The organism is Psychrosphaera haliotis, from assembly GCF_039523615.1.
Classification (GTDB): Bacteria; Pseudomonadota; Gammaproteobacteria; order Enterobacterales; family Alteromonadaceae; genus Psychrosphaera; species Psychrosphaera haliotis.
Map to the genome: position 1 here is coordinate 174,315 of NZ_BAAAFQ010000001.1, position 12,738 is coordinate 187,052.

General features: G+C 38.4%; 10 protein-coding genes. 3 read left to right on the forward strand and 7 right to left on the reverse strand.

The genetic code is table 11. The features are described 5' to 3' along the window. Positions 1-37 precede the first annotated feature (37 nt). Together ydiJ and ABD009_RS00775 are read left to right on the forward strand one after the other, a co-directional pair. On the forward strand, positions 38-3,094 hold the full coding sequence (ydiJ, locus tag ABD009_RS00770; RefSeq protein ID WP_343822101.1) for a D-2-hydroxyglutarate dehydrogenase YdiJ: 3,057 nt from the start codon (positions 38-40) through the stop codon (positions 3,092-3,094). A 21-nt stretch (positions 3,095-3,115) separates the two neighbouring features. Continuing rightward, a complete protein-coding gene (locus tag ABD009_RS00775; protein ID WP_343822103.1) occupies positions 3,116-3,778 on the forward strand; it encodes a LysE family translocator in 663 nt (220 codons plus the stop codon). A gap of 90 nt (positions 3,779-3,868) precedes the next feature. On the opposite strand, the gene ABD009_RS00780 is transcribed toward ABD009_RS00775, so the two are convergent. Next, positions 3,869-4,648 carry a DUF2884 family protein gene (locus ABD009_RS00780; RefSeq protein ID WP_343822105.1) on the reverse strand — a complete coding sequence of 260 codons (780 nt, stop codon included), beginning with the start codon at positions 4,646-4,648 and terminating at the stop codon, positions 3,869-3,871. A gap of 293 nt (positions 4,649-4,941) precedes the next feature. On the opposite strand from ABD009_RS00780, the gene glnS reads away from it, so the two are divergent. Then, the gene (gene glnS, locus ABD009_RS00785) at positions 4,942-6,609 is read left to right on the forward strand and encodes a glutamine--tRNA ligase (protein WP_343822107.1); all 1,668 of its coding nucleotides are present in this window, start codon (positions 4,942-4,944) and stop codon (positions 6,607-6,609) included. Positions 6,610-6,688: 79 nt separating this feature from the next. Here the strand turns inward: glnS and ttcA are convergent, their stop codons facing one another. The 6 genes from ttcA to ABD009_RS00815 form a co-directional block, all read right to left on the reverse strand. Next, positions 6,689-7,582, reverse strand: coding sequence for a tRNA 2-thiocytidine(32) synthetase TtcA (ttcA, locus tag ABD009_RS00790; protein ID WP_155694868.1), 894 nt, complete (start codon positions 7,580-7,582; stop codon positions 6,689-6,691). A 59-nt stretch (positions 7,583-7,641) separates the two neighbouring features. Then, a complete protein-coding gene (gene uspE, locus ABD009_RS00795; protein WP_343822111.1) occupies positions 7,642-8,565 on the reverse strand; it encodes a universal stress protein UspE in 924 nt (307 codons plus the stop codon). A gap of 96 nt (positions 8,566-8,661) precedes the next feature. Next, entirely contained in the window at positions 8,662-9,387 is a 726-nt protein-coding gene (fnr, locus tag ABD009_RS00800; protein WP_343822113.1) for a fumarate/nitrate reduction transcriptional regulator Fnr, read from the reverse strand. After that, on the reverse strand, positions 9,384-10,058 hold the full coding sequence (locus ABD009_RS00805; RefSeq protein WP_343822115.1) for a sulfite exporter TauE/SafE family protein: 675 nt from the start codon (positions 10,056-10,058) through the stop codon (positions 9,384-9,386). The genes fnr and ABD009_RS00805 overlap by 4 nt, the downstream gene beginning before the upstream one ends. A 38-nt stretch (positions 10,059-10,096) precedes the next feature. Beyond that, entirely contained in the window at positions 10,097-10,327 is a 231-nt protein-coding gene (gene ccoS / locus ABD009_RS00810) for a cbb3-type cytochrome oxidase assembly protein CcoS (RefSeq protein WP_343822117.1), read from the reverse strand. Next, positions 10,324-12,735 carry a heavy metal translocating P-type ATPase gene (locus tag ABD009_RS00815; protein ID WP_343822119.1) on the reverse strand — a complete coding sequence of 804 codons (2,412 nt, stop codon included), beginning with the start codon at positions 12,733-12,735 and terminating at the stop codon, positions 10,324-10,326. The genes ccoS and ABD009_RS00815 overlap by 4 nt, the downstream gene beginning before the upstream one ends. Positions 12,736-12,738: the final 3 nt, after the last annotated feature.

Sequence of the window (12,738 nt, forward strand, 5' to 3'; positions counted from 1 at the left end):
GCTAATTAAGTTTAGATTGTTGAGTATTACAGCCGCTATGATCCGTAGAATTCCCGCTCAAAAAACGTTAGACCCAGTTGTTGCTGACTTCTGTTCGTTATTATCAGAACGAAGCTCATCATATTGTGGTGACATTGAGACAAGTTACGGCTCTCGATTATCCCAGTCTACGGATAACAGTATTTACCAAGCCATTCCTCAAGCAATCTTATTCCCTAAAACTAAAGCTGATGTTTTAGCAATAATGTCGGCAGCAAACAAAAACGAATACAAGCACTTAAAGTTCACACCAAAGGGCGGTGGTACGGGCACTAATGGACAGTCACTAACTAATTACATAGTTGTAGATATGTCTCGTCATATGCGAGAGATAATCGAAATAAACGTTGAAGAAAAATGGGTCCGTGTACAGTCAGGTGTTATCAAGGATCAATTAAATGACTTTTTGAAGCCCTATGGTTTCTTTTTTGCACCAGACTTATCTACTTCAAACAGAGCTACCATAGGCGGTATGATAAATACTGACGCATCTGGTCAAGGTTCACTCGTTTATGGCAAAACTAGTGATCATGTTATAGAGCTAGATGCTGTCACTGTTTCAGGGCACAACCTTTCTACCAAAAAAATGTTAACGTCTGAAGCATTGAAGATTGCGAACAGCGATGATCAAAATGCAAAAATTTACCGCCAAGTTTACGAAACATGTTTTTCACAACGAAATAAAATCCTTGAAACGTTTCCAAGATTAAATCGCTTTTTGACCGGCTATGATTTAGAGCATGTTTTTAACGACGATTTAACTGAGTTTGACTTAGGAAGGGTATTAGCTGGTTCTGAAGGTACATTGGCGTTTATAACAGAAGCAAAGTTAAATATAACGCCTATCGCAAAATTCAAAACCATGATTAATATCACCTACGATAGTTTTGATTCGGCTTTACGTAACTCTCCTTTTTTAGTCGACGCAAAAGCAACATCAGTTGAGACCATTGACAGCACAGTTCTGAACCTAGCGAAACAAGATGTGGTTTGGGCGGACGTAGCAGATTTGATTATAGAAAAGCCTGGTAGTGTTGTTGATGGCTTAAATATTGTTGAGTTTAATGACGAAGATGATCAGAACCAAACGGCGAAGGTTTCAAGCCTGTGTAACCGATTAGACGATTTGATTGCCAAGCAGCAATCCGGTGTTCTCACTTACAGCGTGACAAATGACCGTGCAGACATGGGCCGAGTTTATGCCATGCGTAAAAAATCAGTGGGCTTACTAGGTAACGTTCAGGGAGATAAAAAGCCGATCGCTTTTGCTGAGGATACAGCAGTCCCACCAGAGAATTTAGCAGATTTTATCTCGGAATTTAGGGCTGTACTGGATAAACATAATTTAAAGTATGGCATGTTTGGCCATGTAGACGCGGGGGTGCTTCATGTGAGGCCTGCGCTTAACATGATGGACCCAGAGCAAGAGAAAGTCTTACGTAGTATATCTGATGAAGTCGTAGCACTTACGGCTAAATATAATGGTCTAATGTGGGGCGAGCATGGAAAAGGTTACCGTAGTGAATATGGCCCAGAATTTTTTGGTGCTGAATTATTTAATGAACTGAGAAAAATAAAAACTGCATTCGATTCTAAAAATAGACTAAACCCAGGTAAAATTTGTACGCCGTTAGATTCAAACGAAAAACTAGTAAGCGTAGATAGCGTTAAACGTGGGAAGTTTGATAGCGAAATACCTATTGAGATTAGACAAGAATTCCCTCAAACAATAAATTGTAATGGTAATGGCTTATGCTTTAATTACGATGAATCTAGTGTGATGTGTCCCTCTTATAAAGCAACACGCGATAGACGTTTTTCTCCAAAAGGACGTGCAACGTTAATGCGAGAATGGCTTCGCCTTCAAGGTGAAAACATGTCTCCATCAAATATGATGCTTGCTAAAACAACACTGATAAACTTATTGTGGCTACCATATAAGGTCGTTTTTTCTATTGGTAAAAAGCTAGGCATGTATGACTTTAGTCATGAAGTAAAAGACAGTATGGATGCCTGTTTAGCTTGTAAAGCATGCACATCTGCTTGTCCGGTAAAAGTTGACGTACCAACCTTTAGAAGTAAATTTTTAGAGGCATATTACTTAAGATACTTGAGACCTATTAGCGACCATTTAGTATCGAATGTCGAATTAATGATGCCGTTGTTATCTAAGCAATCAAGGTTGTTCAATGCGTTAACGCATAATCCATTTAGCCAGTTTTTAATAAACAAAGTAATCGGTTATGTGGATGCTCCTAAGCTATCACCTCATCCTACTCAACGCATTGATAAGTCTTTCTTTTACAGTGAAACGCGTTACCAAAAACTATCTAGTGAAGAGACTAAAAATGTTGTTTTTCTAGTACAAGACGCATTTACCTCAAGCTATGAATCGCAACTGTTAGCGGATACCGTTATTGCGTTAAATGGCTTAGGTTTTTATCCACTGATATTACCTTTTCAAGTGAATGGCAAAGCCCAACATATTAAAGGTTTTTTAAATAGATTCGAAAAGTCAGCTAGAAAGGCCACCACGTACTACAACAAAATAGCTAAGTTTGGTCGACCTATGATTGGCTTAGATGCATCGATGGCACTCGTATATCGTGACGAATATACAAACCTTCTTGGTTCAAATAAAGTTAACTTTAAGGTAGAGCTCCTTGGTGAATGGCTGATGAGTCAAATATCTAATATTGATTTACCAATGAAGGAGGCGAAGGCAAACTCAATTTACTCAGTACTTAATCACTGTACGGAAAAATCATTAATAAACGACAGTACTTCACATTGGCCAACAATATTTTCTCAGCTAGGTTTAGAGGCAGAGTCTGTTAACACCGGTTGTTGTGGTATGGCCGGAACGTTCGGGCATGAGAAAGGCAATCAAACCGTTTCGAAAAGCCTTTTTGACGCTAGCTGGAAGCCCGTTTTAGACTCAAGACCAAAAGAACAAATATTGGCAACGGGTTTCTCTTGTCGTTGTCAGTCTAAACGATTTGCGGAAGCCAGTCTTAAGCATCCAATACAGATTATTGCTGATTTACTTAAATAGAATTACTAGGAATAGGTATAGATGGACCTTACAAAATATGCACTAGAGTTTGTTACGATTGCAATAGCACACATTTTTGCTGTAGCGAGTCCAGGACCTGACTTTGCAATTGTCATGAAACATTCTATTCAATACGGTAAACGAGCCGCATTAATAACGTCAGTAGGTGTTGGGACGGCGATATTCATTCATGTTGCTTATGCATTGGCTGGTATTGGCTTGATAATCAATGCAACGCCTTGGTTATATGATGTGTTGATCGTTATTGCTTCGTTGTTTCTCATTAATATAGGTTTAGGCGCGATACGTTCTAAAGCACATCTTCAAACAAACAACGAAAGTCAGCTAAAGGCAACTAGTATTTCTGATAAAAAGGCCTTTGCTTTGGGATTTATGACTAACGGACTTAACCCAAAAGCGACACTGTTCTTTCTATCATTGTTTACTGTTGTGGTTTCGTTAGAAACGCCATTAATTATCAAAGGGGCGTACGGTGTTTATTTAGCTATTGCGACTACCGCCTGGTTCTGCTGTTTGTCTTTGGTGCTTTCTAAAGAGTCTGTAAGGAAGTTGTTTAGCAAGAATGCCTACTTATTTGATCGAGTAATGGGGTGGGTATTGATATTGTTAGCGATAAACATACTAATAAGTGAGTTTGGTTCGCGAATTATAGGCTTGTTCTAAACGTTGGTTGTAGAACGTTTTAAATGAGCCCAAGCACTGTTTCTAACACTTGGACTCTTTAGAGGCTATATATCTAGGTTTCTTAAGCGTCTAATTTTTATGCTTAACATCGATTAAATCAAAGGCAGCTAAGTCTGGATGTGCAGCTTGTATTTGTTTCTCTAGGAAAACTAACTCTTCAACTTTATCGCAAACTATATCCGCTTTCTCTTCTAACAGTTCCGCTCTGGCCTCAATTTCCTGCTCAATGTTTGCTTCTAAATTTTCTAGTTCAGTAAAATCAGTATCGCCATTTGCTATAGCTTCGCCTAGCATTTTAAACACGCCGCCAATTACTGAAGGTAGAGCTTGCTCAACTACTTCGCCAATTGCTTTGTCCAACTCTTCATCTGCAAAGTCCATATTAAATGAACCTTCTTCAAAAGTGTAATGTCCGTCTTGGTTGGCAAATTTCTCCTCTAGACGTTCTTTTACATTGGCTAATTTTGAATCTAGCTTTGTTGAATCTCCAAACTGGCCTAAACCTGCATTAATTCCGTCAAATGCAATACCGACTGCTTCTAAAGCAATTTCCGTAATGGTAGGTATTAGCGAACGGGTTTCGTTTGAAAAGCGACTAACAAGCTCATTATCAGATGCGTTTAATTTAATTTGTTCGCCTTTATAAAAAATAGTGTCATTGTTATAAATATCATAAATAGTTTGGTTACCTTTGATCACTAAAATGTGTTCAGGCGTGATAGACACTTTGTTCTTAAAGGTAACATCACATTGTTCGGTAACAATGCCGTCGTTATTAGCAAAAGTAGCACTCGAAACTAACAATGCTGGCGCGGCAATTAAGCCAAAAACTAAAGATGATTTTTTCATTTTATTTCCAATTTAAATTTTAATTATTCTAAATACTGGGTTTAGTGTATCAAGCATTGTGCCATTTCCTTATACCTAGGCTGATTAGGGGATTCAAGCGTTTTGAGTATGTTTGTAAGTTTTGTTAATTGTAATTTGTTGGTGAAAAGGACTAGTTATTAGTAATTTTGCCCATATCTAAAGTATCTGATTTTATTTGTTTTAAAAGTGTTCAAACAACAGTTTATGCTTGGCGTAACCAATGAGCATAGTGGTATACTCAAACTAATTCATAGAATAATAAGGGTTTAAAAATGGCGGATACTGAGAATCGCCCATCGAATTTCATTCGCAACATTATAGATGCGGATTTGGCGGCTGGTAAGCATAAAACGACACATACTCGGTTTCCACCTGAGCCGAACGGTTTTCTTCATATAGGTCATGCTAAATCTATCGTATTAAACTTTGGTATTGCCCAGGACTATAATGGTCTTTGTAACTTACGATTTGATGATACGAACCCAGAAAAAGAAGACATTGATTACGTTAATGCCATCAAAGAAGACGTAAATTGGTTAGGCTTTAAGTGGGACGGTGACATTTGTTATTCGTCAAACTACTTTGATCAATTATTTGGATATGCAGAAGAGCTTATTAATAAAGGGCTTGCTTACGTAGAGTTTTCTAGTCAAGAAAAAATACGTGAAATGCGCGGTTCTTTAAAGTCGCCTGGCCAAAATAGTCCTTATAGAGAAACATCACCAGAAGAAAACTTAAAACTATTTCACGAAATGAGAGATGGTAAGTTTAAAGAAGGCGAATGTTGTTTACGTGCCAAAATTGATATGGCCTCTAGCTTCATCTGTATGCGCGATCCAGTTATTTATAGAATTCGATTTGTAAATCATCATCAAACCGGTGACAAGTGGTGCATTTACCCAATGTATGACTTCACGCACTGTATTTCCGATGCATTAGAAAACATTACGCATTCTCTTTGTACACTAGAATTCCAAGATAACAGGCGTTTATATGACTGGGTATTGGACAATATTTCAATAGAATCACGCCCTCATCAGTATGAGTTTTCAAGGCTAAACCTTGAGTATACTCTTATGAGTAAACGTAAATTAAATACGTTAGTGACAGATGGCCATGTAGAAGGTTGGAATGACCCTCGTATGCCTACAATAGCTGGCCTAAAGCGCAGAGGTTATACACCTGGTTCAGTAACGGAATTCTGTAAGCGAATTGGTGTTACAAAAGTAGATAATATGGTTGAAATGGGCATGTTAGAAGCTTGTATCAGAGAAGATTTAAACGAAGCTGCGCCAAGAGCGTTGGCAGTAGTTGATCCTATCAAGCTTGTGATTGAAAACTTGCCTGATGGACATGTAGAGTGGATTGATGCGCCAAATCACCCAAATAAAGAAGAAATGGGTACACGCAAGGTTCCATTCAGTAAAGAGATTTACATCGAACGTGAAGACTTCCGTGAAAGTGCCAATAAAAAGTATAAGCGCTTAGTAATAGATAAAGAAGTTAGATTACGCAATGCCTACTTTGTAAAGGCCGTTCGCTTTGATCAAGACGAAGAGGGTAACGTAACAACAGTTTACTGTGAATATGACCCTACAACTCTAGGTAAATTACCTGCGGATGGTCGTAAAGCTAAAGGTGTTATCCATTGGGTTTCAGCGTCAGAAGGCGTAGAAGCAGAAATTAGAGATTACGATCGTTTATTTACGGTACCCAATCCAGCTGCAGAAGAAGATTTTACAACGGTTCTAAACCCAGAGTCTTTAGTCATTAGAAAAGGTTATATAGAGCCTAGTCTATTGAATGCAGAAGCACAGCAAGGTTATCAGTTTGAGCGTCTGGGTTATTACTGTTTTGACGGAAAAACTAACGACGAAGGAAAGATGATATTCAATAAAACGGTTGGTTTAAGAGACTCTTGGGGCAACGGTGACAAATAGATTCACAAGTAATTCTATTTGATGAAAACAAAAAAGGAGGCTCTAGCCTCCTTTTTTAATGAGCGAAACTATTGACGCTTTAAACGTGGGTCACATCGATAATTAGAGACTCATCTATATTTGAAGAAGACACAGTGGCTTCACTAAACTCATATTCTTTGCGTTCTTCGCTACGATCAATAGGAAGGTTTTTAAAATCAAAAAGCTCACCATCGGCTAATTGACTTAAGCTCACGCTTTTCATTGAGTTAAAGATATTTTCTATTCTACCTGGCGTTTGGTTATCCCACTCTGTCAACATCGCTTTGATAGACTGACGTTGCAGGTTCTCCTGAGAGCCACAAAGGTTACAAGGAATGATAGGGTAAGCTTTATGCTCAGCGTATTTTATTAGGTCTTTTTCACGACAAAATGCTAATGGGCGAATAACGACATTTCTTTTATCATCAGACCTTAACTTTGGTGGCATAGATTTTAACTTTGCCCCGTGAAACATGTTTAAGAACATTGTTTCTACCATGTCATCCATATGATGGCCGAGAGCAATTTTAGTCGCTCCAATAGACTCTGCAAAAGAATATAAAGTTCCTCTTCTTAGTCTTGAACATAATCCGCAGGTTGTTTTACCTTCAGGTACTTTTTCTTTTACAATTGAGTAGGTATCTTTATCTACAATATAGTAAGGGATATCTAAAGACTCAAAATAGGCAGGCAATATATGCTCAGGAAACCCTGGCTGCTTCTGGTCTAAGTTTACTGCAATTATTTTAAAGTCGATAGGCGCAGACTTTTGCAGTGCAATCAGAATGTCCAACATAGCGAAGGAGTCTTTTCCGCCGCTAATGGCCGCCATCACAACATCAGACTCTTCAATCATATTGTATTCAGCTATTGCTTTACCCACACGATTACGTAATCTTTTCTCAAGTTTATTTTGCTCGTGGATAGCTTTTCTAGGGTCTGTATTGTTCATGTTAAACTGCGTCTAATATAAAAGGGCGCCTATTTTACCTATGCCTGCCGATTTAACAACTATTTGATCGGACAATCAAAGTCCGATGGCTTAATGGCTAAAAGGTCACAGTTAATGTTATCCATCACATGTTCTGCGGTATTTCCAATAAGCGCAGCGGTGATACCTTGACGGCCAACAGTTCCCATAACCACTAACTCAGCGTCTAAATCTTTTGCTACTCTAGGTATAACATCTTCCGGCATACCTTCTATCACATGGCATCGAGTGCTAGGTACCTGATGTTTGTTCGCTAAGCTCTCCATGGACTTCACATGGAAGCTTTTCATAGTTGAGTTATATTCATTAGGATCAAACTCAGGAATTTCCACTGCTATGTTAACAGGCGTTGGAGGGTAGGCATTCATAAGGTGTGTATCAGATTCTAATAAGTCAGCCATGCTGATTGCATTGCTAATAATTAAATTATTTAAGTCTTGATGTTGTTCGTCTTCCACTCCAGCACTAACGGCTGCTAATACTTTGCCATGCGCTGGCCATGCGTGTTCTTTAACCAGTAACACTGAAACAGGGCACTTTCTAAGTAGGTGCCAATCGGTAGGAGTAAACAGTACGGACTTTAACGTGTCGTGGCTATGCGTTCCTTTGATAACTAAGTCATAGTTACCGTCAATGACTTCTTTGATTATGCTTTCGTAGGGGCGATTGTGCCAAACAACTTTACTTAATACTTTGATATCAGTGTCGTTCTCTTTTACTAAACCTTCTAACCACGCAGTTCTATCTGCAATTACAGCGTCTCGCATGTTATGACGTTCATCTGAAGACAACATTGTCGTCATTTCGTAAGAAAAATCATAAATGGAAAGAAATAGAGTGATGCTAATCGGTTGCTTTTCGGCAAGTTCTAAGGCTCTTGAAAACGCCTTTTGGTCATCTTCTGTGGGGTCTATTACAACTAAAACATTTTTAAAATTATTCATAATCTATCCTTAATTTTCCCTAACAGTTTAAGTTTAGTAAAAATAATAGAATTTGGTTATGAAAACATTGAAGTAAATCAATAAATGAACGTTCTTTTAATTAACTAAGTTCTCAACTTTAGGGAGATCTAACACGCTAATAAACTTACCATCAATAGCAATAATGCCGAGCTTTTGTAATTTACTAAATATTCGACTCACCGTCTCAACCGTTAGTCCTAAGTAATTGCCTATTTCAGCACGTGTCATTGGCAACCTGAATGTAGTTGACGACAAATTACGTTCGCTAAATCGATTTGATAAGGTGGAAATAAAACTGCATATACGTTGCTCGGCGGTTTTTTTATTGAGTAACATAAACATGGATTGGTCGCTTTTTATTTCGTTACTCATTAAACGTGTTATTTGCTGCCTAAGGTTGGGCATATGCCCTGAAAGATCTTCAATAGTTGTATAAGGTATTTCACAGACCATTGAGGTTTCCATCGCTTGTGAATAGGTAATATGGCTATTTGTGGAAAGGGCATCAAAGCCAATAATATCTCCAGGCAGGTGGAAGGCTGTGATTTGTTCAGTACCATCATCGTCCACTAAATAGGATTTAAAGCTACCAGAACGAACAGCGAATAAGGTTTTTAGTGGTTGACCCGCATCAAACAGAGTTTGATTTTTTTGATATGGCTTTTTTCGTTCAATTAAATCATCAAGCTTTTCCAGCTCACTGTCTTCGAGTGTAAAAGGAATGCACAGCTGGCTTAAATTACAGTTGGTACAGCTAATTGAAAAAGAGCCACAATTATGTTTTTGCTTAGTACCTGTCATTGCTGTAATCCTGTAAACTTTTGGTATGTGAGGTATAACTGATATAACGCCATTATAACGATCACAGCGCCAAAAAATAGCCGATTTTTTTTGTTTTTCATTTGTTGGTTTAATTGGCTATTAAAGACAGTCATTCCGACTACAGCTGGTAAAGTGCCCAAGCCAAAACAAAACATTACAAGGCCGCCGTGAACAGGGCTTTCTGCAACTAACGCCAAAGTTAATGCGGTATAGATTAAACCACAAGGCAAAAAGCCCCATAACAAACCATAGCCAACACACTTTGCTAAGCTATCGATTGGAAGAATTTTTTTCTTTAAAGGTTCTAGGTATTTGTTCAGTCGTTTACCAATAACTTCAACATAAAGAACAAAATTTGAGATCTTAGCGATGTGAAGACCTATACCAATCATAAATATACTTGAAACAACCGATAGCAATAGAACGCTGCCATTAGTAATTGAGAGGAAAGATTGAGTAAATAGGTTTGCGATAAAACCAATAAAGCCGTATCCCAAAATTCTAGAGACACTAATGACACTGGCATAGGTAATAAAACTTTTGTTATGAGGAACAGAAAAACCAAGCGCCATAGAAAGAGAGCCACACATCGCAACACAATGTGCAACGCCCATTAGCCCCATGATGAATGCCGTTATTAATAAGGTCACTGAGTTATTTGGCCAGGGGTATGTTTACGGCTAAACATTTAAAGTTCATTTTTTGAACTTGACGCAGACTCTAACGGCGCAGTTTTTGTAGCTGCTGTTGTTTCGTCACCTGAATCAGTTTTAGCTGGCTTTACGTCATCCATTAAAATTGATAAACCCTGCTTCTCTAGGTCTTCAAATTGCTCTGACTTTGTTGCCCAAAAAAAAGCGATAACGCCAATGACCATAAACAAAATAGCGACTGGGATTAGATAGTAGATGATATTCATTTTAATAACCTCAACGAGTTGCTCACGACAATAATGGAACTAGCGGACATGCCTATTACTGCGATATAGGGAGGAACGAAACCCATCATAGCAATGGGTAATATACTCAAATTATAAACTAACGCCCAATATAAATTCTGTTTAATGATACGACGGGTTTTAGCAGCGTTTTCAAGTAGAGTAGCAACAGCGTTTAAGGAGTTGTTCGCCACAATCACATCGGCTACTTGTTTTGTAATATCAGCACCATCACCCATTGCTAAACTTACATCGGAACTTGCAAGTACAGGGGCGTCATTAATCCCATCTCCAACCATAAGAGTAGATTGGCCTTGCTTTTGTAGTTCTTGTATATAGTTTGCTTTAAACTTTGGTGAACAACCAGTTCTCACTTCTTTTAGAGGTAAACGGTGTACCAATTTAGCGGCATGAATACTTGAGTCACCCGTTAGCATGATTAAGTTTTTACCTAATTCGTTTAGGGCGTTTAAGGTTTTTTGAGCGTCCTCACGCAATTTATCTTCCGCTAAAAAGCGCACAACAAGCTTATCGTTGATCACAACATAAACGTTAACATCACTTGCTTCTACGCCGCAAAACTCAGCACTGCCTATTTTAATATTTAAGCTGTTAATTTTCCCAGAAATGCCTTTACCCATAACGACATCGACATTAAATACTTTATCGTTGCTGGTATCTATCATATCTATCTTTAGTGCTTCTTTTGAGAATGCTTTCGAAATTGGGTGTTCCGAATATTTTTCAAGCAAGTGTATGTAACTTAGTATTTTTGTTTCAGTGAAACCATTTGGGATATTCTCGTTTTCCCAAATTACTTTAGTTATAGAAAATTTACCTTCCGATAGTGTGCCGGTTTTATCAAAGATAACCGTGTCGATATGATTAAGTCGGTCAAATGCAATTGCATCTTTTATTAGAATGCCGCTTTTTGATAACGTTGATAACACACAAGTATAAGCCGTTGGGGTAGCAAGGCTTAGTGCACAAGGGCAGGTGGCCACTAATACTGATAGCGATATCCATAAAGCATCAGCAGGACTCGTTTGACTCCAGAAAACATAAGTAATTACAGAAATAACAAGCTGTGCCAGCACAAACCAATGGGCAACTCGGTCAGCCACTTGACTATATTTCGGTTTGAAGTCTGCAAAAGACTCTTGCATAGAGTTAATTTCTGATAACGCAGTATCTTGGCCAACAGCGGTTACTTTAACGGTTACAAAGCCATCGGAGTTTACGCTTCCTGCTAACACGGTATCGTGTTTCATTTTTCGTATTGGTGCAAATTCGCCTGTTAACACTGATTCGTTAACTTGTGTTTGACCATCAACAATTACACCATCGATAGCTATTTTTTCACCGGCCTTAATGTTTACTAAATCGCCAATAACGATATCTTTAACTAATACAGTTGTTTCTGTGTCGTCTGTTACTTTATTTACTGTAGAGGGTAAAGACGCCGAGAGGTTAGAGTTTGATAAAATAGCCTTGCTCTTTGCTCTGAACTCAAGATATTTCCCTATCAACAGAAGGAATGTAAACATAGAGATGCTTTCAAAAAACACCTCGCCTTTAGAGCCATCCATGCCGTTTGCAATTAGCTGATACAAGCTTGCGATAAATGCACCGTAAATAGCAACAGATACAGGCACGTCCATATTTAATGTCTTAGCTTTTATTGCACTTATCGCGCCGGTAAGAAAAGGGACGGCTGAATATAAAATTACTGGCATAGATAGCAGAAAGCTAATCCACTTAAAGTAACCGACTTGATGACTTTCCATACTTTCAAAAGCGCCAAAATACATGGCAACCGCTAACATCATCACTTGCATAGTGAATAACCCAGCCACACCGAGTCGTTTGATGTATTGTTTTTCTTTGTTTTTTAACGTGACTTCTATGTCTGAAACTTTAAATGGGGTCGCAGGGTAACCGATGCTGTCAAAGCGCTTTAAGATAACGTCGAGTGATACTAAACTGTTGTCCCACTGTAAAGTAGCCCGCTGGCTGATAGTATTAACGGTGATTTTTACAATGCCTGGAACGCTTGTTAAAGACTGTTCGATTAACCAAGCACAAGCAGCACAGTGAATATGCTCAATCGACAAGGTGATATGATGGATACCATTTTTTTCCGATGCAATAAGCCCTAAATATGACTTATCTGCGTAAATATCGTAGGAAGTATTATCGTATTCATCCGTTGGTTTAGAAGCAAGTTCTGAGCGGTACTCATAATAGCTAGACAAACCATTACCCAAAATATGTTCAGTAATAGCTTTGCATCCACGGCAACAAACCGGGTGCTGTTGTTCATCTTTTTTTATGTACAGTGGCTCTCCGCTTTCTAAAACTTCTGAGCCACAGTGAAAACAAGGTTCCAATAC

What these genes read in the sequence shown, in the direction of transcription:
- ydiJ (WP_343822101.1), top strand. Translation starts at nt 38, where the DNA reads ATGATCCGTAGAATTCCCGCTCAAAAAACGTTAGACCCAGTTGTTGCT.
- ABD009_RS00775 (WP_343822103.1), top strand. Translation starts at nt 3,116, where the DNA reads ATGGACCTTACAAAATATGCACTAGAGTTTGTTACGATTGCAATAGCA.
- ABD009_RS00780 (WP_343822105.1), bottom strand. Translation starts at nt 4,648, where the DNA reads ATGAAAAAATCATCTTTAGTTTTTGGCTTAATTGCCGCGCCAGCATTG.
- glnS (WP_343822107.1), top strand. Translation starts at nt 4,942, where the DNA reads ATGGCGGATACTGAGAATCGCCCATCGAATTTCATTCGCAACATTATA.
- ttcA (WP_155694868.1), bottom strand. Translation starts at nt 7,582, where the DNA reads ATGAACAATACAGACCCTAGAAAAGCTATCCACGAGCAAAATAAACTT.
- uspE (WP_343822111.1), bottom strand. Translation starts at nt 8,565, where the DNA reads ATGAATAATTTTAAAAATGTTTTAGTTGTAATAGACCCCACAGAAGAT.
- fnr (WP_343822113.1), bottom strand. Translation starts at nt 9,387, where the DNA reads ATGACAGGTACTAAGCAAAAACATAATTGTGGCTCTTTTTCAATTAGC.
- ccoS (WP_343822117.1), bottom strand. Translation starts at nt 10,327, where the DNA reads ATGAATATCATCTACTATCTAATCCCAGTCGCTATTTTGTTTATGGTC.